The sequence below is a fragment of the Microbacterium hydrocarbonoxydans genome (assembly GCF_011752045.1).
In the GTDB taxonomy this organism is placed as follows: Bacteria; Actinomycetota; Actinomycetes; order Actinomycetales; family Microbacteriaceae; genus Microbacterium.
Window position 1 is genome coordinate 453,484 of the sequence record NZ_JAAKXW010000005.1, and the last position, 19,657, is coordinate 473,140.

The 19,657-nt window shown below is 71.6% G+C and carries 14 protein-coding genes and 2 pseudogenes; 11 read left to right on the plus strand and 5 right to left on the minus strand.

Annotation, left to right across the window (positions count from 1 at the left end; translation table 11 throughout):
- The first annotated feature begins 42 nt into the window (after positions 1-42).
- A pseudogene (locus tag G6G98_RS16075) lies at positions 43-2,699 on the plus strand (aminotransferase class I/II-fold pyridoxal phosphate-dependent enzyme).
- Here the strand turns inward: G6G98_RS16075 and G6G98_RS16080 are convergent.
- Positions 2,689-4,143, minus strand: coding sequence for an O-acetylhomoserine aminocarboxypropyltransferase/cysteine synthase family protein (locus tag G6G98_RS16080; RefSeq protein ID WP_347877972.1), 1,455 nt, complete (start codon positions 4,141-4,143; stop codon positions 2,689-2,691). The pseudogene G6G98_RS16075 and the gene G6G98_RS16080 sit on opposite strands and share 11 nt — an antisense overlap.
- Between G6G98_RS16080 and G6G98_RS16085 the strand changes: the two genes are divergently transcribed.
- The gene (locus G6G98_RS16085) at positions 4,067-4,531 is read left to right on the plus strand and encodes an SRPBCC family protein (RefSeq protein WP_164234483.1); all 465 of its coding nucleotides are present in this window, start codon (positions 4,067-4,069) and stop codon (positions 4,529-4,531) included. The two genes, G6G98_RS16080 and G6G98_RS16085, sit on opposite strands and share 77 nt — an antisense overlap.
- 1 nt (position 4,532) lies before the next feature.
- On the opposite strand, the gene G6G98_RS16090 is transcribed toward G6G98_RS16085, so the two are convergent.
- Complete coding sequence (locus G6G98_RS16090; protein WP_164234484.1) at positions 4,533-5,477, minus strand: quinone oxidoreductase family protein; 945 nt, start codon at positions 5,475-5,477, stop codon at positions 4,533-4,535.
- A gap of 43 nt (positions 5,478-5,520) precedes the next feature.
- Entirely contained in the window at positions 5,521-9,378 is a 3,858-nt protein-coding gene (hrpA, locus tag G6G98_RS16095; RefSeq protein WP_164234485.1) for an ATP-dependent RNA helicase HrpA, read from the minus strand.
- Between the two features lie 44 nt (positions 9,379-9,422).
- On the opposite strand from hrpA, the gene G6G98_RS16100 reads away from it, so the two are divergent.
- From G6G98_RS16100 to G6G98_RS17295, 4 genes and pseudogenes are all read left to right on the plus strand, one after another.
- Positions 9,423-10,571, plus strand: coding sequence for a heparan-alpha-glucosaminide N-acetyltransferase domain-containing protein (locus tag G6G98_RS16100; RefSeq protein ID WP_243842153.1), 1,149 nt, complete (start codon positions 9,423-9,425; stop codon positions 10,569-10,571).
- On the plus strand, positions 10,568-11,404 hold the full coding sequence (locus tag G6G98_RS16105; protein WP_164234486.1) for an aldo/keto reductase: 837 nt from the start codon (positions 10,568-10,570) through the stop codon (positions 11,402-11,404). The genes G6G98_RS16100 and G6G98_RS16105 overlap by 4 nt, the downstream gene beginning before the upstream one ends.
- 37 nt (positions 11,405-11,441) lie before the next feature.
- A pseudogene (locus tag G6G98_RS17290) lies at positions 11,442-11,918 on the plus strand (DUF255 domain-containing protein); the annotation flags it as partial.
- A gap of 816 nt (positions 11,919-12,734) precedes the next feature.
- A complete protein-coding gene (locus G6G98_RS17295) occupies positions 12,735-13,244 on the plus strand; it encodes a hypothetical protein (RefSeq protein ID WP_432207079.1) in 510 nt (169 codons plus the stop codon).
- Between the two features lie 3 nt (positions 13,245-13,247).
- Here G6G98_RS17295 and G6G98_RS16115 read toward each other — a convergent pair whose 3' ends face one another.
- The gene (locus tag G6G98_RS16115) at positions 13,248-13,466 is read right to left on the minus strand and encodes a hypothetical protein (RefSeq protein WP_164234488.1); all 219 of its coding nucleotides are present in this window, start codon (positions 13,464-13,466) and stop codon (positions 13,248-13,250) included.
- A gap of 194 nt (positions 13,467-13,660) precedes the next feature.
- Here G6G98_RS16115 and G6G98_RS16120 point away from each other — a divergent pair, with 194 nt between their 5' ends.
- From G6G98_RS16120 to G6G98_RS16130, 3 genes are read left to right on the plus strand one after another with little or no spacing between them, the layout of a single operon-like run.
- Positions 13,661-14,722, plus strand: coding sequence for a histidinol-phosphate transaminase (locus tag G6G98_RS16120; RefSeq protein WP_164234489.1), 1,062 nt, complete (start codon positions 13,661-13,663; stop codon positions 14,720-14,722).
- Positions 14,719-16,116 carry an amino acid permease gene (locus tag G6G98_RS16125; protein WP_084788502.1) on the plus strand — a complete coding sequence of 466 codons (1,398 nt, stop codon included), beginning with the start codon at positions 14,719-14,721 and terminating at the stop codon, positions 16,114-16,116. The genes G6G98_RS16120 and G6G98_RS16125 overlap by 4 nt, the downstream gene beginning before the upstream one ends.
- Position 16,117: 1 nt before the next feature.
- A complete protein-coding gene (locus G6G98_RS16130; RefSeq protein ID WP_067358100.1) occupies positions 16,118-16,597 on the plus strand; it encodes an Lrp/AsnC family transcriptional regulator in 480 nt (159 codons plus the stop codon).
- Between the two features lies 1 nt (position 16,598).
- Here the strand turns inward: G6G98_RS16130 and G6G98_RS16135 are convergent, their stop codons facing one another.
- Positions 16,599-18,152 (minus strand): dolichyl-phosphate-mannose--protein mannosyltransferase, encoded by a 1,554-nt coding sequence (locus tag G6G98_RS16135; RefSeq protein WP_164234490.1) that lies wholly within the window; start codon positions 18,150-18,152, stop codon positions 16,599-16,601.
- Positions 18,153-18,194: 42 nt separating this feature from the next.
- Here G6G98_RS16135 and rsmI point away from each other — a divergent pair, with 42 nt between their 5' ends.
- Both rsmI and G6G98_RS16145 read left to right on the plus strand, forming a co-directional pair.
- Positions 18,195-19,016, plus strand: a complete 822-nt coding sequence (gene rsmI / locus G6G98_RS16140; protein ID WP_164234491.1) for a 16S rRNA (cytidine(1402)-2'-O)-methyltransferase — start codon at positions 18,195-18,197, stop codon at positions 19,014-19,016.
- Positions 19,017-19,070: 54 nt separating this feature from the next.
- Positions 19,071-19,610, plus strand: coding sequence for a class I SAM-dependent methyltransferase (locus tag G6G98_RS16145; RefSeq protein WP_164234492.1), 540 nt, complete (start codon positions 19,071-19,073; stop codon positions 19,608-19,610).
- Positions 19,611-19,657: the final 47 nt, after the last annotated feature.

Here is a 19,657-nt window from a genome sequence, read left to right on the forward strand (position 1 = left end):
ATCGGGCGCGACGCGGGGTCGCAGCTGGAGCGGAATCCGGGGATGCCCTCCAGCACCTGGCGCCTGCGCAGCGACGCCTGGGAGTATCTCCTGTTCGCGGTGAAGCGACTGGCCCTCAGCGGAGACGGCGTGGCGGGTCTCGCCGCCGACGGCGAGATACATCGCTCGCTGCGGGCGCTGGAGACGATCGAGCTGTACTGGGCGGGCGTGGGACAGCGTTACGTCCGGGGCATCGGCGTTCTGCTGTCCGACGGCGACTTCCACACGGCCATGGAGCGCATCAGCCGGGTCGTGAAGCGCCTGCGCGGAGACACCCTCCCGGAAGAGCCGCGGGACGAGCCCCTCGACGAGCTCGAGCGGGTGGAGCTGGCGGGAGACGCCGACCCGCGCCCTCGCTTCGAGGTGCTCATCGTCGACGAGACGACGACCGCCGACCGCGACAGCATCCGCTCCGAGGTCCTGCGCCTGCGCGCGCCCGCCGACGCCTTCGTGTACGAGGCGGTCGTCGTCCCCTCGGCCGACGACGCCGTGGCCGCGGTGCTGACCAACCCGAACATCCTCGCCTGCGTCGTGCGACCGGGCTTCAGCGAGCGGACGCGCCAGCACCTCAGCCGAGACCTGCGCAGCGTCATCGAGCTGGCCCGCACGCACGGCACGTCGCTGCCGGGCGCGTCTTCGAGTCCTCTCGCCTCGGTGCACCGCGTGCTGGGCCTCGCCGACACGCTGTCCTCGATCCGCCCGGAGCTCGACCTCTACCTGATGGCAGGGGCGCACATCGAGGATCTCGCTGGCGTGCTCACCCGACGGTTCCGCCGCGTCTTCCGCCGGGAGGATCAGCTCGAGCTGCACCTGACGCTGCTGCGGCGCGTCTCGCACCTGTACGACACCCCGTTCTTCTCGGCGATCCAGGACCACGCGCGCCGGCCGGTCGGCGTGTTCCACGCGCTGCCGGTCGCCCGGGGCGGCTCCGTGGTCGGGTCGCGGTGGATCCGGGATCTCGCCGACTTCTACGGCCTCAACCTGCTGCTGGCCGAGACCAGCGCGACCTCGGGCGGACTGGACTCGCTGCTCGCCCCGGTGCGCACGCTCAAGAAGGCGCAGGCGCTCGCCGGTCGCGCCTACGGGGCGAAGCACACTTTCTTCGTGACCAACGGCACGTCGACGGCGAACAAGATCGTGCATCAGGCGCTCGTGGCGCCGAACGACGTCGTGCTCGTCGACCGGAACTGCCACAAGTCGCACCATCACGCGGTGATGCTCACCGGTGCGCGCCCGGCCTACCTCGAGGCGTATCCCCTCGACGAGTTCGCGTTCTACGGTGCGGTGCCCATCGAGCGCATCAAGAAGCTGCTGCTCGACTATCGCGCGGCGGGACGGCTCGACGAGGTGCGCATGATCACGCTCACCAACTGCACCTTCGACGGCATCGTGTACGACCCCGAACGCGTCATGGCGGAGTGCCTGGCGATCAAGCCCGACCTGGTGTTCCTGTGGGACGAGGCGTGGTTCGCCTTCGCCGCGTTCCATCCCGTCACCCGCCGGCGCACGGCGATGGCGGCGGCCAGGCATCTCGAGGCGCGGCTGCGCACGGCAGCGCATTCCGCGGCGCACCGCGCCCAGCGGGAGGTCCTGTTCGATGCGGAGGGGAACCCGGCACCCGACGAGGTCTGGCTGCGGGAGCGGCTCGTGCCGTCGCCCCAGGCGCGGATCCGGGTCTACGCGACGCAGTCGACGCACAAGACGCTGACGGCGCTGCGTCAGGGGTCGATGATCCACGTCTACGACCAGGACTGGAAGCGCGACGCGGAGGATCCGTTCCACGAGGCGTACATGACGCACACCTCGACGTCCCCCAACTATCAGATCCTCGCCTCGCTGGACATCGGCCGCCGGCAGGTGGAGCTCGAGGGGTTCGAGCTCGTGCAGCGGCAGCTCGATCTCGGCACGAGCCTCGCGCAGGCGATCTCACGGCACCCGCTGCTGCGACGGACCTTCCGCGTGCTCACGGCGCACGACCTGATCCCGGCCGAGTATCGCGGAACCGGGCGGCCGATGCCGCACCGTGGCGGACTCGCGCCGATGTGGCAGGCCTGGGCGGACGACGAGTTCGTCATCGATCCGAGCCGCGTCACGATCGAGATCAGCCGCACCGGCGTCGACGGGGACACCTTCAAGCACGAGCACCTGATGGACCGCTACGGCATCCAGGTCAACAAGACCAGCCGCAACACGGTGCTCTTCATGACGAACATCGGCACGTCGCGCAGCGCGATCGCCTACCTCATCGAGGTGCTGGTGAAGCTCGCGGAGCTGTTCGATGAGGACCAGGCCCAATACGACGCCGACGAGGACGCCCCTGCCGAGGCGCCGATGCCGCCGCTGCCCGACTTCAGCGCGTTCGCGCCGGAAACGCCACCGACGACGTGCTGCCGGACGGCGACCTCAGAGCGGCGTTCTTCCGCGGGCAGCGCCGTGGCGCCGTCGAGCACGTGCTCCCCGCGGAGCTGCGCGAGCGCGTCGAGCGCGGTGACCGTCCGGTCTCAGCCGGTTTCGTCACGCCCTACCCTCCGGGCTTCCCGGTGCTGGTGCCAGGGCAGATCATCACCCGCGAAGTGCTCGCGTTCATGCGGGTGCTCGACACCCGGGAGATCCACGGCTACGACGCGCGCCGCGGATACCGCATCCTGCTCAGGCCCTAGCGAGTGCCTGGTCCAGGTCGGCGATGATGTCGCGCGGGTCCTCGAGGCCGAGGGAGATGCGGATCGTGTTCAGCGAGATGCCCGCGGCGGCGCGCTGCTCGGCGTTCAGGTGCGAGTGGGTCATCGAGGCCGGGTGCGCGACCATGCTGCGGGCGTCGCCGATGTTCGCGATGAGGCGCACGACCTTCAGGCCGTCGATCACGCGCCCGATCCGCTCCTGCGTGCCCTCGTCCTCGGGGCCGGCCAGATCGAAGGAGAACACCGACGGCACACCCTGGGGCAGGTAGCGCTCGGCCAGGTCGTGCCAGGGATTGCCCTCGAGGCCGGGGTGGTTGACCTTCGCGACCGACGGATGCTGCGCCAGGAACTGCGCGACCGCGAGGGCGCTGGAGCTCTGCCGGGACACTCGCAGGTCGAGCGTCTCGATGCCCTGCAGGATCTGCCAGGCGTTGAACGGGGACAGCGACGGGCCGAGGTCGTGCACGTACTTCGACTTCACGAGCGCGGCGAACGCCTGTCCGATGCCGAAGCGCTCCCAGAGCACCAGGCCGGGGACGCGCCGGTACTCCGCGGTGAAGTGCGGCCAGCGCTCGGGCTCGGCGCCGAAGTCGAACGTGCCCTGGTCGACGACGACGCCGCCGAGGGAGGTGCCGTGCCCGGAGAGGAACTTGGTCGCGGAGTGCACGACGAAGTCGGCGCCGTGCTCGCCCGGGCGCACCAGGTACGGCGTGCCGACCGTGTTGTCGATCACGAGCGGGACGCCCGCCTCGTGGGCGATGTCGGCGACGAGGCGGATGTCGAGCACCTGAGCGACCGGGTTCGCGACCGACTCGGCAAACAGCGCGCGAGTGTCGGGGCGGATCGCGGCGCGCCACGCCTCCGGGTCGTCCTGGTCGACGAAGGTGACCGGGATGCCGAAGTCCTCGAAGGTCTCCTGGAACAGGTCGACGGTGCCGCCGTACAGCTGGTTGGCGGCGACGATGTGGCCGCGCACGCCGACGATCGCGAGGAGGGTGACCGCCACGGCGGCCTGTCCCGAGGCGACGGCCACGGCGGAGGCGCCGCCCTCGAGAGCGGCGACGCGCTCTTCGAGCACCTGCTGCGTCGGGCTGGCGTTGCGGCTGTACAGGTTGCCCGACTTGCGCAGTGCGAACAGCTCCGCGGCGTCGGCGAGCGAGGCGAACTGGTACGCCGCCGTCTGGTAGAGCGGAGGCACGGCGCTGTTCTGCGGCGTCCCGGGGACGTAGCCGGCCTGGATCTGCTGGGTGGCGAACTCGCTCATCAGACCATTTTCCTGAGCGGGCGCGCGGTGCCGCGGCGTATGTCGAACTGTTGCACAGCGTGACCCACCGGAGGACCATGAGCTCATGGGCGTCGTCGAGTTCGAGCTGGTGCGCGTGATCGACGCGCCGGTCGAGGAGGTCTTCGATCGGATCGCGGACATCGGCGGCTACGCGGACTGGATGCCGAAGCGGGGGAGCCTCCTGCGCCAGACCCGGCAGACCTCGCCGGGGCCGGTCGGCCTCGGCACGACGTACTTCGATCAGACCTCGGCGGGGGACACCCCGGGTGACGTCGCCGAGTTCGAACGCCCGACGGCGATCGTCTTCCACTGGTGGGACGCGTCGTCGAGAGGGACTCTCAAGGCCGAGGGGTGGCCGGGGTACCGTCTTCAGGCCATCGGCCCGCGCGCGACGGAGGTGCGCCATCACGCCCGGCTGCAGACCTACGGTGCCTCCCGCCTGATGACCCCCGTCTACCGCTGGCTGGCTCGGCGCGAGCGCACGGTGGTGATCGAGGCGCTGAAGGCCTCGTTCGATCGCCCGACCTGAGCTACGGGACCAGGATGATCTTCCCGTCGGCCTCGCCGGACTCGACGAGCTCGTGCGCCCTGGCCGCCTCCGCGAGAGGCAGCTCGGGGCCGAGCTCGATCGTGAAGTCGCCGGCCGCGATGAGCTCGATCGTCTTCGGCAGCGCCTCGGCCCGCCACGCCTTCTCCTGGTCGGTGAGGGGCACGGGCGACCCGCCGGAGAACGCGCGGATGCCGAAGTCGGCGGCATCCGGTCCGCGGACGATGGTGGCGATGCGGTCGCGATCCTCGACCAGCGCGAGGGAGGTCTCGATGGCCTCGTCGGTGCCGGCGCAGTCCAGCGCGACGGTGACGGGGGAGGGCGCAGCCGCGCGCACCCGTTCGAGCAGCCCCTCGCCGTAGGCCACCGGGATCGCGCCGAGCTCGCGGAGCTGATCGTGGCGTGCCGGGCTGCCGGTGGCGATCACGGTCGCACCCCACGCGACGGCGAACTGCACGGCCGCCTGTCCGACCGCGCCGGAGCCGGCGTGCACGAGAAGCGCATCGCCCGCGCGGACGCCGAGGGAGAGCAGCGACTGGTACGCGGTGCCGGCGGGGATGCCGATGCCGGCTCCCTCCGCGGCGGTGACCGCGTCGGGGAGGAGTGCGATGTTCTGCGCCGGGACGGCGAGCGCGGAGGCGTAGGTGCCGCGGGTGTCGTGGATCGCCACCCGGTCGCCGGGGAGGAACCCCTCGACGGCCTCGCCGACGGCGGTGATCACTCCCGCGCCGTCGAAGCCGACAGGGCGGGGCTCGGTGATCGGCGGTGACGGCCGCTTGGCGCTGCGCAGCTTCGCGTCGATCGGATTGACGCCGGCCGCCTCTATCCGCACGACCACCTCGTCGCGCAGCGGCACGGGATCGGGGATCTCGATGAGGTGGAGGACATCCGGGGAGCCGAACTCGGTGTAGACGATCGCGCGAGTCATGGTCTCAGGCTACGCCGTCCGCGTCTCGTCCCGCGCCGCTCGCTCAACGACCGGAGGCGGCGAGAGCCTTCATGATGCGCTGCGGTGACACCGGCTGCGCGGTGCCGAGGCGCTGCGCGAACACGCTCACTCTGTACTCCTCGAGCAGCCAGCGGGTCTCCGCGAGCGCGGGGGCGGCATCGGCGGGCAGCGGGATCGCCCCTCCGGCATCCTCGTAGGCCTTCGCCATCCGCTCGAACTCGCTCATGCGCGACCGGTCCTTGCCCGGCTCGTTCGCCAGGGTCTTCAGGCGTTCGAGCATCCCATCGAGATATCGAGGGAGGTGGGCGAGGCGCTCGACGCCGGTGGCGGAGACGAAACCGGGATGCAGGAGCCCGGCGAGCTGGGTGCGGATGTCGTTCAGCGGGCCGAGGAGGGCGAGCGAGTTCTGCGACTTGATGCCGCGCTCGACCTCGCGGGACTTTGTCAGGATCCGCGCCACGAGCGAGACGCAGGCGAACAGCTCGTCCACGAGCGCGGCGGAGACGGCGTCGCGCACGCGCTCGAACCCGGCCGCGGTGCGGACGATGCCGCCGGGGACGGTCCGCTCGATCACGGCGCGCGCGACGGCGGCGCGGCAGTCCTCGATCAGCGCCGCCGCATTCTGGTACGGCGAGGCCGCGAGTGCGAGCTTCTCCTGGCTGGTGAGGTGCTGCTGCACGTACGACGAGGGGGAGGGCACCGCGAGCAGCACGAGGCGCAGCACGCCCTCGCGGGTCGCCGCGGCTGCGGCATCCGCCGTCGCCTCGACCCGCACCGAGACCGTCTTGCCCTGATCGACGATCGCCGGATAGCCGCGCACGACGCCGCCGGCGACGCGGGTGTCGAGCACCTCGGGCAGGTCTCCGAAGGTCCACGCGGTCAGCCCGTCCTGCTCGATGCTCGTCATCGGGGCGGCTGCGGGAGTCTGCGATCCCGGTCGCGGCATCGCCGGCGCGGCGACGGACCGGGCGACGCTGCTGCGCGCCCGGCCGGCGAGCTGCGCCTGCAGGGCTGCGAGGTCGCGGTCGGATCCGGCGACGCGCCCGCGCTCGTCGACGGCGCGGAAGTTCATGCGCAGGTGCGCGGGCACCCGCTCGTCCTCGAAGTCGGCGGCGGTGACCAGCTGGTTGGCGAGCGGCTGGATGAGCCGGGCCAGCGCCTCCTTGAGGGAGCGCTGCGGCACCCCGCCATGCGACTCGGGGCCGTCGCCGGCGAGCTCGGCTCCGAACTTCTCGGCCCAGTCGGCGGCGGGGACGACGTGCCTGCGGATCGCCTTCGGCAGGGCGCGGAGGAGTCCCGTGATGAGCTCGGCGCGCAGGCCCGGGACCTGCCAGTCGAAGCCGCGGTCCTCGATCTGTGCGAGCAGGGCGAGCGGGATGACGACGCTGACGCCGTCATCGGCCGCGCCCGGCTCGAAGCGGTAGGCGAGTCCCAGCACCTGATCGCCCTGCGTCCAGCGCGTCGGGAACTCGCTCTGGTCCGCCCGGCTGTCGTCGTCGAGAAGGTCGCTCTCGCGCATGACGAGCAGCTTCGGCGTCTTCGCGAGGGCGTCGCGCCACCACCTCTCGAAGGAGCGCACGTCGAAGACGTCGGCGGGGATGCGCTCGTCGTAGAACCGGAACACGGCCTCGTCGCCGGCGAGGATGTCGCGACGGCGCTCCCGCTCCTCGAGCTTCTCGAGGCGCCGGCGGAGCTCGGCGTTGCTGCGCCAGAACGCGCTGACCCTCTTGTCGATGCGCGAGGGGTCCCACTCGCCCTCGACGAGGGCGTGGCGCACGAACAGCTCGCGCGAGGCGGCGCGATCGATGCGCGCGAACTGCACGCGGCGGCGCGGGATGATCTCCACGCCGAACAGGGTCACCTTCTCGTAGGCGACGGCGGCGCCGGCATCCTTCGACCAGTGCGGCTCCGTGACCTGGCGCTTGGCGAGGTCTCCGGCGAGGGCCTCCGCCCAGGCGGGGTCGATGGCGGCGACCGTGCGCGCGTAGGTGCGGGAGGTCTCCACGATCTCGGCCGCCATGACGGCCTGCGGGCTCTTCTTCCGCAGGCCGGAGCCGGGGAAGATCGAGAAGCGGATGCCGCGCGCGCCGCGGTACTCGGCTGCCCGCTTCTTCTTCGGGTCGAGCCCCTTGCCTGTGTTGCGCTCGTCGAGGATGCCGATCTGGGAGAGCAGGCCCGAGAGCAGCGCCCTGTGGATCGCGTCCGGATCCGCGGTGCCGGTGCCGTCCGGCGTCTTCACGAGGGAGCGCAGTTGGCGGTGCACGTCGAACCACTCGCGCACCCGCACGTAGTTCAGATGCTCGGAGCGGCAGAGGCGGCGGAAGGCGCTGGAGCCGAGCTCGCGCTGCTTCTCGCGGAGGTGGTTCCACAGGTTCAGGATCGACAGGAAGTCGCTCGTCGGGTCCGCGAAGCGGGCGTGCATCCGGTCGGCCTCATCGCGCACGCTCTGCGGCGCGTCCTGCGACGGACGCTCCCTGACGTCCTGGATGGACAGCCCTGCGACGATGGCGAGCACGTCGCGCGCCACGTCGGTCCTGCTCGCCTCGATGAGCATCCGGGCGAAGCGGGGGTCGATGGGGATGCGCGAGATGTCCCGGCCCACACGGGTGAGGCGCGGGGCGTCGCCGGAGCCCGACACGGCGCCGAGTTCGGTGAGCAGGTCGAGCGCCGCCTTCACGCCACGGGAGTCCGGCGGGGTGAGGAACGGGAAGGCGGTGATGTCGCCGAACCCGAGCGACAGCATCTGCAGGATCACCGAGGCGAGCGACGTGCGCAGGATCTCCGGTTCGGTGAACTCGGCCCGCTTCTCGAAGTCCTCCTCGCTGTACAGACGGATCGCGATGCCCTCGCTGGTGCGGCCGGCGCGGCCGGAGCGCTGGTTCGCCGACGCCTGCGAGATCGCCTCGATCGGCAGGCGCTGCACCTTGGAGCGATTGCTGTAGCGCGAGATGCGCGCCGTGCCGGTGTCGATCACATAGCGGATGCCGGGCACGGTGAGACTCGTCTCGGCGACGTTCGTGGCGAGCACGACCCGCCGGCGGACTCCGGCGACCGTGCTGCGCTCGAACACGCGGTGCTGCTCGGCGGCGGACAGGCGCCCGTACAGCGGCAGCACCTCGGTGGGGGAGCGGTCCTTCGCGTATGCGCCGCGCACGGCATCCGCCGCGTCGCGGATCTCGGCCTCGCCGGGGAGGAACACGAGCACGTCCCCCGGAGCCTCGCGGTCGAGCTCGCGGAGCGCAGCGACGATCTCCGTGACCTCGTCCTCGTCCTCGTCGGTCTGCGGCCGGTACCGGATCTCCACCGGATACGTGCGCCCCGAGACCTCGATGATCGGCGCCGGCGTGCCGTCGGCCCCGGCGAAGTGCTTCGCGAAGCTCTCCGGGTCGATGGTCGCCGAGGTGATGATCACCTTGAGGTCGGGGCGCTCGGGGAGGATGCGGGCGAGGTAGCCGAGGAGGAAGTCGACGTTGAGGGACCGCTCGTGCGCCTCGTCGATGATGATCGTGTCGTAGCGCTTCAGCAGCCGGTCGCGGTGGATCTCGTTGAGCAGGATGCCGTCGGTCATCAGCGCGATGCGCGTGTCGTCCGACACCTTGTCGGTGAAGCGCACCTTGTAGCCGACGACGCTGCCGAGCTCGACCTGCAGCTCCTCCGCGACGCGCTCCGCGATGGTGCGGGCGGCGAGCCGGCGCGGCTGGGTGTGCGCGATGCGCTCCCTGCCCAGGTCCAGGCAGATCTTCGGCAGCTGCGTGGTCTTGCCGGAGCCCGTCGCACCGGCGACGATGACGACCTGGTGGTCGCGGATGGCGTCGGCGATCTCCTCCCTGGCAGCGCTGACGGGCAGCTCCGGGGGATAGGAGATCACGGGGGAGGACATAGCCCTCCATCGTATGCCGGGAACGACCGCCTACGATTCATCGGGTGAACACTGAGCTGCCGCCCGCGCGTTGGTTCCGCCGGTTCGGCCGGCCGCCGCGCGTCCTCGGACTCGACGTGGCCCGCGGGCTCGCGATCCTCGGCATGGCGGGTGCGCACATCGGCGAGACCGAGGCCTTCGCCTGGGCGGACCCGGCGACCTGGACGGATCTCGTTCACGGGCGCTCGTCGATCCTGTTCGCCGTGCTCGCGGGGGTGTCCATCGTGCTGATGACAGGGCGCAGCTCGCTCCCGGAGCGCGAGCGGCTGCCCGGCATCCGCCTGAACCTCCTCGGACGCGGGGCGATGATCTTCGTCATCGGCCTGGCGCTGGAGATGCTGAACACGCCGATCGCCGTGATCCTCACGCTGTACGGGCTGCTCTACGTCGCCGTCATCCCCTTCCTCCGCTGGAGGCCCTGGCAGCTCCTGGTCGCAGCGGGCACGCTCGCCGTCGCGGGGCCGGCCCTGCTCGCGCTGGTCACGGCCGTGGCCATGCAGCCGTTCGGCGCCGGGATCGGCTTCGTCCTCTACGGGAGCTACCCGATCACGGTGTGGATGGCGTTCGTGTTCGCAGGCATGGCCCTGGGGCGGCTTCGCGTGGACAGCATCCGCACCGCGTGGTGGGCGCTGGCGACCGGGCTCGTCCTCGCGGTCACCGGCTACGGGCTCGGCGCGATCGTGCCGAGCCGCGCGGTCGCCGAGGCCGAGCCGGCGCGCGGCTGGGAGGACTACCCGCGGGCGCTCGCCGAGGCCGACCCGCTCGGCGCCGCGCTCTCGGCCTTCCTCGCCGTGGAGCCGCACAGCGGCGGCACCGCGGAGATCCTCGGATCCGGCGGGTTCGCGCTGGCGATGATCGCGCTCTGCCTCCTGCTCAGCCGTCCGCTGCGCTGGGCCGTCCTGCCCCTCGGCGCCCTCGGATCCATGCCGCTGTCGGCATACAGTCTCCACGTGACCACCGTGGCGCTGCTCGGCGGCCCCGGCGGGTTCTTCCAGAGCAACGCGTTCTGGGCGGCGACGGCGGTCGGGCTGCTCCTCATCGCCACCCTCTGGTCGATGTTCGCGGGGCGCGGGCCGCTCGAGCGCCTCGTCGGATGGGCCGCGCAGGCGATGGCGGCCCCTCGCGCCGGACCAGCTCATAGGGTGGAGGCATGACGATTCCCGCACTGGAACTGAACGACGGCCACTCCATCCCCCAGCTCGGCTACGGCGTCTTCAAGGTGCCGCCGGCGGAGACCGAGCGCGCGGTGAGCGAGGCTCTGGAGGTCGGGTACCGCCACATCGACACCGCCGCGATCTACGGCAACGAGGAGGGGGTCGGCGCGGCGATCGCCGCCTCCGGCATCCCTCGCGAGGAGCTCTTCGTCACCACAAAGCTGTGGAACGACCGCCACCACGACGACGAGCCGCGCGCCGCGATCGGCGAGAGCCTGGAGAAGCTCGGCCTCGACCAGGTCGACCTGTACCTCGTGCACTGGCCGACGCCCGCGAAGGACGACTACGTGCACGCCTTCGCCAAGCTCGTCGAGCTGCGCGACGCAGGGCTCACCCGCAGCATCGGCGTCTCGAACTTCCTCGTGCCGCACCTCGAGAAGACGGTCGCCGAGACGGGCGTCGTGCCGGCCGTGAACCAGATCGAGCTGCACCCGGCGTACCAGCAGCGCGAGGTCGTCGCGTGGGCGGAGGAGCACGGCGTGCGCATCGAGGCCTGGGGTCCGCTCGGCCAGGGCAAGTACGACCTGTTCGGCACGCCGGCCGTCGCCGACGCCGCTGCCGCGCACGGGGTCACCCCGGCGCAGGCGGTGCTGCGCTGGCACCTGCAGAAGGGGATCATCGTCTTCCCGAAGTCGGTGCACGCCGAGCGCCTGCGCGAGAACCTCGACGTCTTCGGATTCGAGCTGACGGATGCCGAGATCGCGGCGATCGACGCACTCGACCCGCTCGACGGATCCGGTCGCGTCGGCTCCCACCCGGACGACGTGAACTGAGGACCTCGGCCGAGGCGCCCAGGCGTAGCGTGAGGGCATGACCAACAGGCTCGCCGGCACCCTCAGCCCCTACCTGCGGGCGCACGCCGGCAACCCCGTCGACTGGTACCCCTGGGGCCCGGAGGCGTTCGCCGAGGCGCAGCGTCGCGACGTGCCGCTGGTGATCTCGATCGGGTACTCGACATGCCACTGGTGCCACGTGATGGCCAGGGAGTCGTTCTCCGACCCTGCGACGGCGGCGCTGATGAACGAGGGCTTCGTCGCCGTGAAGGTCGACCGGGAGGAGCATCCCGACGTCGACGGCGCCTACATGGCCGCCGCTTCGGCCTTCACGCAGAACCTGGGCTGGCCGCTCACCGTGTTCGCCACGCCGCGGGGTCGCGCCTTCTACGCCGGCACCTACTGGCCGCCGGAGCCGCATGCGCCGATGCCGTCGTTCCGGCAGGTGCTCGCGGCGGTCCAGGAGGCGTGGATCCTGCGGCGCGCACAGGCCGAGGAGTCGGCGGATGCCGTCGCCGACGCGCTCGCGCGCGCAGCGGCATCCGCCCCGTCCGCCCTCCCGGACGAGGACGCCCTCGTCCGCGCGGTCGACGCCATCGCCGCCCGCGAGGATCGGCTGTTCGGCGGATTCGGCGGTGCGCCGAAATTCCCCGTGGCGACCACCCTGCAGCTGCTGCAGAGTCCGCTCGTGCGCCGTGCGGCTCCGGAAGCCTCCGCCTCCGCCCGGCGCGCGCTCATCGCCATGGCGGCATCCGAGCTGTGCGACGAGGACGGCGGCTTCTTCCGCTACGCCACGCAGCGCGACTGGAGCGTCCCGCACTACGAGCGGATGCTGACCGACAACGCTCAGCTGCTCGAGGTGGCCGTGGATGCGGGGGAGGACGCCGTCGCGCGAGGGATCGCGGGCTTCCTCCTCACGACGCTGCGGACGACCGGGGGCGGTTTCGGCGCCGCGCAGGATTCGGAGTCGTGGATCGACGGGGAGCGCAGCGAGGGCGGCTACTATCGCCGGCCCCTCGCGGCCCGCGCAGAACTGGAGCCGCCGGCCGTGGACGGGAAGGTCATCACCGGGTGGAACGGCCTCGCGGTGAGTGCGCTGGCCAGGGCCGGTGCCGCGCTCGGCGAACCGGCCTGGATCGATGCCGCCGCGAAGGCTGCCGCGCGGGTGCTGGCGACGAACCGGGAGGCCGACGGAAGGCTCGCGCGCGCCTCTCTCGACGGCGAGGCGTCGTCGGCGGTCGCCACGGCCGGCGACCACGCGCTGCTGGCCGGAGGCCTGTTCGCGCTCGCCGCCGCCACGGGCGATGCCTCCTGGGCGGAACGGGGCAGGATGCTGCTCGACGCGGCGCTGGCCGGAGTGGGCGGCGACCCGCAGCTCGCCGCTCTCGGCATCCCGCCCGCACCGGATCACACCGACGGCGACCTTCCGTCCGATGATGCTGCGGTCGCGCAGGCCGCGCTCACCGCGTGGCGGCTGGGCGCCGGGGATCGGTACCGGGAGGCCGCCGCCGCCGCGGCGGAGCGACTCGCCGCCCGCGCGCTCGAGCAGCCGTTCGCGCACGGCAGCATCCTCCGCGTGGCCGCGGGCCTCGCCGAGCCGCCGCGACAGCTCGTCGTGGTCACGGAATCCCCCGACGGGGAGCTCGCGCGGGCCGCGCGGCGCGCGGACGCCGATGTGGTCGCCGTGCTCACGCCGGCGCAGGCACGCGCGTTCGCGGCGGCCGGATTCGAGCTCTTCGAGGCCAAGGGCGACGTCGACGGCGAGCGCGCCTACGACTGCCGGGCGTTCGTGTGCCGGCTGCCGGTGAGCGATCCCGCCGGGGTGAGCGCAGCGCGCTGAGTCTCAGCGGGCGTTCCGCGGATGCCGTGCGGCCGTGCGCTCATTCCCGCGCCGGTAGTTCCCGGTGACCCTCGCCATGAGCAGCTGCGGATCGCCGTGCTCGACCTGCTCGAGGAAGTCGGCGGCCCTGACGCCGCGGAGCACCGTCGCCGTGCGTCCGTGATGGCGGATGACGACCTCGTCTCCGCGCACGTCGAACTCGAAGCCGGCCGGGGAACCCATGAGGCGATGATAACGACCTCTCAGGGAGTGCTGTGCAGTCTGCACAGTACATGCTCGATCCGACCCGACCGACTGCGCGTGATGCGCACCGTTCGGTGCACCGTTTGCTCAGCCTCCGGCATCCGGTCTACCCTGACTCGACAGCAGGCGGAGCACCCCGATCCGCTGCCGATCACAGCAAGGACGCTCTGACGATGACTCTTCCCGCCCGCGCCGGACTCGATGCCGTTCCCGCCTACCGCCAGGGCCGCTCGGCGCCCGCCGGAGCCTCCAAGCTCTCGTCGAACGAGTCCCCGCACCCGCCGCTGCCCTCGGTGCTCCACGCGGTGCAGGAGCGTCTCGGCGGCATCAACCGCTACCCCGACATGAGCGCGGCCGCGCTGCGTGCCGAGCTGGCCGCGCGCTACGAGGTCGATCCCGCGCTCGTCACCGTCGGCGCCGGGTCGGTGGAGCTCGCCGCCCAGCTCATCCACGCCGTCGCCGGCGAGGGCGACGAGGTGATGTTCGCCTGGCGCTCGTTCGAGGCGTACCCCTCGCTGGTGCGTATCGCCGGTGCCACCCCGGTGGCGGTGCCGCTGAACGCCGCGCACGCCCACGACCTCGACGCCATGCTCGCCGCGATCACGTCGCGCACGCGGCTGATCCTCGTCTGCAACCCGAACAACCCCACGGGAACGGTCGTGGGCGCCGAAGAGCTCGAGAGATTCGTCGCGGCGGTGCCGCAGGACATCCTCGTGGTGATCGACGAGGCCTACGTGCACTTCGACCGCACCGGAACATACGGCGCCGGGATCGAGCTGTTCCGCCGTCACCCGCACGTGGCCGTGCTGCACACGTTCTCGAAGGCGTACGGACTCGCCGGCCTCCGCATCGGCTACGCGATCGCTCCCGCCGAGATCGCCGAGAACCAGCGCAAGGTCGCCGTGCCGTTCGGCGTCACCGACCTCGCGCAGACCGCCGCCAGGGCCTCTCTGGATGCCGAGGACGAGCTCGCCGTCCGCATCGAGGAGGTCGTCGCGCAGCGCGACCGTCTGCACTCCCTCCTCGTCGACGCCGGCTGGCCGGCCGTGGCCTCCCAGGCGAACTTCGTCTGGGTCCCCGCAGGCGATCGCACCGAGGAGCTCGAGGAGCTGCTGAGCGCCGGCGGCGTGATCGCCCGCGCGTTCCCCGGAGAGGGCGTGCGCATCTCCTCCGGGAGCATCGAAGACATCGACCGCGTCGCCGACGCACTGGTTCGCAAGGAGGCGACCGTATGACCGGAACCGAGGTGCCCGTCACCACGACAACCACCAAGGGGCTGCACCCCGGCCTGACCCGCCGTCAGATCTCGATGATGGGACTCGGAGGCGCGATCGGCGCCGGGCTCTTCGTCGGCTCCGGTCAGGCCATCAGCATCGCCGGCCCCGCCGTGCTCATCTCCTACCTCGTCGCCGGCGGCATCGTCGTGCTCGTGATGGCGATGCTCGCCGAGATGGTCGCCGCCCGCCCCAGCTCCGGCGCCTTCAGCTCCTACGCGCAGAAGGCGATGGGCCGCAGCGCCGGCAGCGCGGTGGGCTGGCTGTACTGGATCCAGCTCGTCGTCGTGATCGCCGCCGAGGCGACCGGCGCCGGCGGCATCGTGGCGAACTGGGTGCCCGGCATCCCCGCGTGGATCTGGGTTCTCGTGTTCGTCGTCGCACTGACGGCCGTGAACCTGTTCGGCGTGCGCAACTACGGACGCTTCGAGTTCTGGTTCGCCGCGATCAAGGTCGCCGCGATCATCGCCTTCCTCGTCGTCGGCGCGTGCGCGATCGTCGGACTCATCCCCGGGGTGCCCGCGACCGGCGTGGGGAACATCACAGGCAACGGCGGCTTCGCCCCGCACGGCATCACCGGCATCGCCGCCGCGCTCCTCATCGTCGTGTTCGCGTTCGGCGGCACCGAGGTCGTCGCGATCGCGGCGGCGGAATCCGACGACCCCTCGCGCAACATCCGCCGCATCGTGCGCGAGGTCGTCGTGCGCATCCTCATCTTCTACGTCGGCTCGATCTTCGTGATCGTCGCCGTCCTGCCCTGGGACGACGAGGCGGTCAAGGCCGGTCCGTTCTCCGCCGTGCTGAACACGCTGAACGTGCCGGGCGTCGGCCTGGTGATGGACCTCATCGTCGTGATCGCGCTGCTCTCCGCGATGAACGCGAACATCTACGGGGCTTCCCGCATGGCGTACTCGCTGGGGGAGCGCGGGCTCGCGCCGCTGACCGTCACGCGCACGAGCCCCAAGGGGGTGCCCTACGTCGCCGTGCTCGCCTCCGTGGCGTTCGGCTTCGTCACGGTCGGCCTGAACTGGGCGTTCCCCGACGTCGTCCTCCCGGCGCTCCTCAACGTGGTCGGCTCGACGCTGATCGTCATCTGGACGTCGACGGCGATCGCGCAGATCATCCTGCGCCGTCGCGCCGACCGCACCGGCGAGGCCATGCCGATGCGCATGTGGGGCTTCCCGTGGCTGTCCTGGCTCTGCCTCGCGCTGCTCGGCGTCGTGATCGCGCTCACGATGGTCGACCCAGGCGCGCGGGTGCAGCTGCTGCTCACCCTCGGCCTCACCGCCGTGCTGCTCGTGGTCGCGCGGCTCACCAGGGGCGCCTCCCGCCCCGGCGTCGTCCGCGAGCACTGACATGCGCATCGATCGCCTCGACGCCGCGCTCATCCGGCTCCTCACGGAGTCGCCGCAGCTGCCGCTGCTGGAGTGCGCGCGGCGTCTCGGCGTCGCCCGCGGCACGGTGACGAGCCGGCTCGCACGGCTGCACGAGGGCGGGGTGATCGAGGCGATCGTTCCGCGCGTCGACCCCGCCGGCTTCGGCTACGGCGTCGTGGCCTTCTGCCTGGTCGAGATCGATCAGAAGGTCGGCCACGACGACGTCGCCGGGGCGCTGGCCGACGCCGTACCGGAGATCGTCGACATGCACACGGTCACCGGCGCCAGCGACATGCAGCTTCGGCTGGTGGCGCGGGACGCCGCGCAGCTGCAGGAGGTCCTCGACCGGGTGGCGCTGGTGCCGGGAGTCGCCAGGACCGCGTCCTCCATCGCGATGCGCACGCATCTCTCCGGGCGCATCCTCCCACTCGTCGAGAACGTCGCGGGAGACGCGGGCTGACTCAGACCCAGCCGGGCAGCCAGTTGTGCACGAGCCAGAAATCGTACGGCACGCTCATGCCCGTCCACACCGGGTAGTAGAACGCCGAGATCACCACGACGAACGCCAGGAAGATCATCACCGTGCGCTCCCCGGACTGACGCCGGTGGAGCGGGTCGGCACGGCGCCCGGCCGCGACCCGCAGGGTCAGCGCCAGGCACAGCACGAGGAACGGCAGCATCGCGACCGTGTAGAACTGGAAGATCGTGCGCTCGGGGATCATCAGCCACGGCACGTAGGTCGCGGCGAGCCCGACGAGGGGGAGCCCCAGGGCAGGATCGGTCGGCTCCCGGGCGATCCAGCCGCGCACGAGCCGGTACACCAGGTAGGCGGATGCGGCGACCCCTGCGTACCAGATGAGCGGGTTCGGGATGCTGGAGATCGTCGCGATGCAGTGATCCACGCCGCAGGGCGCCGGGTCGGTGCCCACCCACACGGCGGTGGGGCGGAGCAGGAGAGGCCACTCCCAGGCCGGACTGGCGTAGGGATGGCCCTTGCTCAGCCCGACGTGGAACCCGAGGACCGACTGGTGGTAGTTCCACAGCGCGACGAACGGGTTCGGGTCGCTGCGGCGCGCGTAGCCGCCTTCGGTGACGAACCATCCGGTCCAGCTGGCGAGGTACACCGCGAGTGCGGGGAAGACCATCAGCACGAACGAGACGGGACCCTGCCGGAAGGCCGCGGCGGTCGGCCAGAGCACCACTCCGGCGCGGCGCCGAGCGAGAGCATCCGTCACGACGACGTACAGGCCGAAGGCGGCCAGGGCGTACAGGCCCGACCACTTGACGGCGCAGGCGGCGCCGAGGGCGAGACCGGCGGCGACGAGCCACGGGCGGCGCCAGAGCACCGGACCCCAGAACGGGTCGGGCGCGTCGGGGTCTCGGCGCTCGAGCAGCGGGATCGTCCGCTCGCGGTCGATGAGCACGAACAGCGCGCCCAGCAGGATGAAGAAGGTCAGCGGTGTGTCGAGGAGCGCGATGCGGCTCATCACGATGGCGAGGCCGTCGATGGCGAGGAGGGTCCCGGCGACGGTCGCGACGACCACGGATCCGCTGAGCCGGCGCGCGATGAGGTATGTGAGCAGGACCATGCCCGTGCCCAGGAGAGCCGTGGCGAGGCGCCACCCGACGCTGTTGTCCGGCCCGCCGATCGACATTCCGAGCGCGATCAGCCACTTCCCGAGCGGCGGATGCACGACGAACGAGCCCGTCGCCTCCAGCGGCAGCTGCTGCAGCGTGACGAAGGCCTCGTTCGCGTTCTCGCCCCAGGTGCCCTCGTAGCCGAGAGTCCACAGCGACCAGGCGTCCTTCACGTAGTACGTCTCGTCGAAGGCGAGCTGATGCGGGTGACCCACATTGACCAGCCGCAGCACAGCCGCGAGCAGGGTGACCACGAGGGGGGCGAACCAGCGGACCATCCGGCCCCAGTCCGGGTCGAGCAGCACGCGATCGCGCAGCCGACCGTAGCGCGTCGTGCGCTCCGCGAGGGCCGGCAGCAGGGGTGCGGGGACAGTCACCCGCTCAGCCTAGCTTCGGAGCCCGCTGTCTAAGCTGGGCTGGTGATCATCCTCGCCGCGACCCCGATAGGCAACCTCGGCGACGCGTCCCGCCGCCTCATCGAGGTGCTCGAGAACGCCGAGATCGTCGTCGCGGAGGACACGCGCACCACCCAGCGGCTGCTGCAGGCGCTGCAGATCGCCAACCGGCCGCGGCTGATCGCCCTGCACGACCACAACGAGAAGCAGAAGGCCGGCGAGCTCGCGGCTCTCGCTCTCGAGGCCGACGTGGTCGTCGTCAGCGACGCCGGGATGCCGGCGATCAGCGACCCCGGGTACGGCCTCGTGGCCGAGGCGGTGGCCCAGGGCGTGACCGTGACCGCGATCCCCGGCCCGAGCGCCGTGCTGATGGCGCTCGCGATCTCCGGCCTGCCGACCGATCGGTTCACGTTCGAAGGGTTCCTGCCGCGCAAGCCGGGGGAGCGGCGGTCGGCCCTCCGAGCCCTCGCCGCCGAGCCCCGCACGATGGTCTTCTTCGAGTCGCCGGCGCGGCTCGCATCCGCCCTCGGCGACATGGGCGAGGCCTTCGGCGCGGACCGGCGCATCGCAGTGTGCCGCGAGCTGACGAAGTTCTACGAGGAGGTGCGCCGCGGCACGGCCGCCGAACTCGTCGAGTGGGTGTCCGCCGGGGTCAAGGGCGAGATCGTCGTCGTGGTCGAGGGCGCGACCCGCCGCGAGGCCTCGGCCGACGACGCTCTCGCCCAGGTGCAGCAGCTCGTCGCATCCGGCATCCGCCTGAAGGATGCCGCCTCCGAGGTGGCATCCCTCACCGGGCTCTCCTCCCGCGATCTGTACCAGGCCGCGCTCGCCGCCCGGAACTCGTGAGCGACTCCGCGCGGTGCGACGCGAGATTCGGGAAAGCACACGAATCACGGCCGATTGCGGCGGATCGGGCCGAGTTTCGCGTACCTGACCGCGCGACGCGCGCGACCGAATCGGAGGACACGATCGCGGCCGCGTACGATTCCCGCGCGACCGAGTACATCCAGTCGCGGGGGACGGGAGGCAGGCGGGATCGACCTGTCGAAGGCGTTCGTCGCGTCGGCGCAGTCGCGGCATCCGGATCTGCAGTTCGAGGTGGCGAGTTTCCGTGCTCTTCCGTTCGAGGACGGCTCGTTCGGCGGCATCCTCGCCTGGTACTCGCTGATCCACACCCCGCCGGCCGACGTGCCCGCGGTGCTCGCCGAGTTCGCTCGCGTGCTGCGACCCGGCGGAGGGCTGCTGCTGGGCTTCTTCGACGGCGCGCCTCGGGAGCCGTTCGCGCACGCCATCGCCCCCGCCTGGTACTGGTCTGCCGAGGCGCTCATCGAGCTGCTCGCCGATGCCGGCTTCGCCGTCGATGGCGTCCGCCGCCGTGGGCGCGAGCCGGGCGAGATCAGCGCCCGCCCGCACGCCGACATCGCGGCGATCCGGAGGTAGGCAGCCGCCCCTCGGGTTTGTCAGCGCTCTGTAAGCGGTGTCCGGAT

What these genes read in the sequence shown, in the direction of transcription:
- G6G98_RS16125 (WP_084788502.1), top strand. Translation starts at nt 14,719, where the DNA reads ATGACCGGAACCGAGGTGCCCGTCACCACGACAACCACCAAGGGGCTG.
- hrpA (WP_164234485.1), bottom strand. Translation starts at nt 9,378, where the DNA reads ATGTCCTCCCCCGTGATCTCCTATCCCCCGGAGCTGCCCGTCAGCGCT.
- G6G98_RS16090 (WP_164234484.1), bottom strand. Translation starts at nt 5,477, where the DNA reads ATGACTCGCGCGATCGTCTACACCGAGTTCGGCTCCCCGGATGTCCTC.
- G6G98_RS16085 (WP_164234483.1), top strand. Translation starts at nt 4,067, where the DNA reads ATGGGCGTCGTCGAGTTCGAGCTGGTGCGCGTGATCGACGCGCCGGTC.
- G6G98_RS16130 (WP_067358100.1), top strand. Translation starts at nt 16,118, where the DNA reads ATGCGCATCGATCGCCTCGACGCCGCGCTCATCCGGCTCCTCACGGAG.
- G6G98_RS16105 (WP_164234486.1), top strand. Translation starts at nt 10,568, where the DNA reads ATGACGATTCCCGCACTGGAACTGAACGACGGCCACTCCATCCCCCAG.
- G6G98_RS16080 (WP_347877972.1), bottom strand. Translation starts at nt 4,143, where the DNA reads ATGTCCGCGATCCGATCGAAGACCTCCTCGACCGGCGCGTCGATCACG.
- G6G98_RS17295 (WP_432207079.1), top strand. Translation starts at nt 12,735, where the DNA reads ATGCTGCTCGACGCGGCGCTGGCCGGAGTGGGCGGCGACCCGCAGCTC.
- G6G98_RS16120 (WP_164234489.1), top strand. Translation starts at nt 13,661, where the DNA reads ATGACTCTTCCCGCCCGCGCCGGACTCGATGCCGTTCCCGCCTACCGC.
- G6G98_RS16115 (WP_164234488.1), bottom strand. Translation starts at nt 13,466, where the DNA reads ATGGGTTCCCCGGCCGGCTTCGAGTTCGACGTGCGCGGAGACGAGGTC.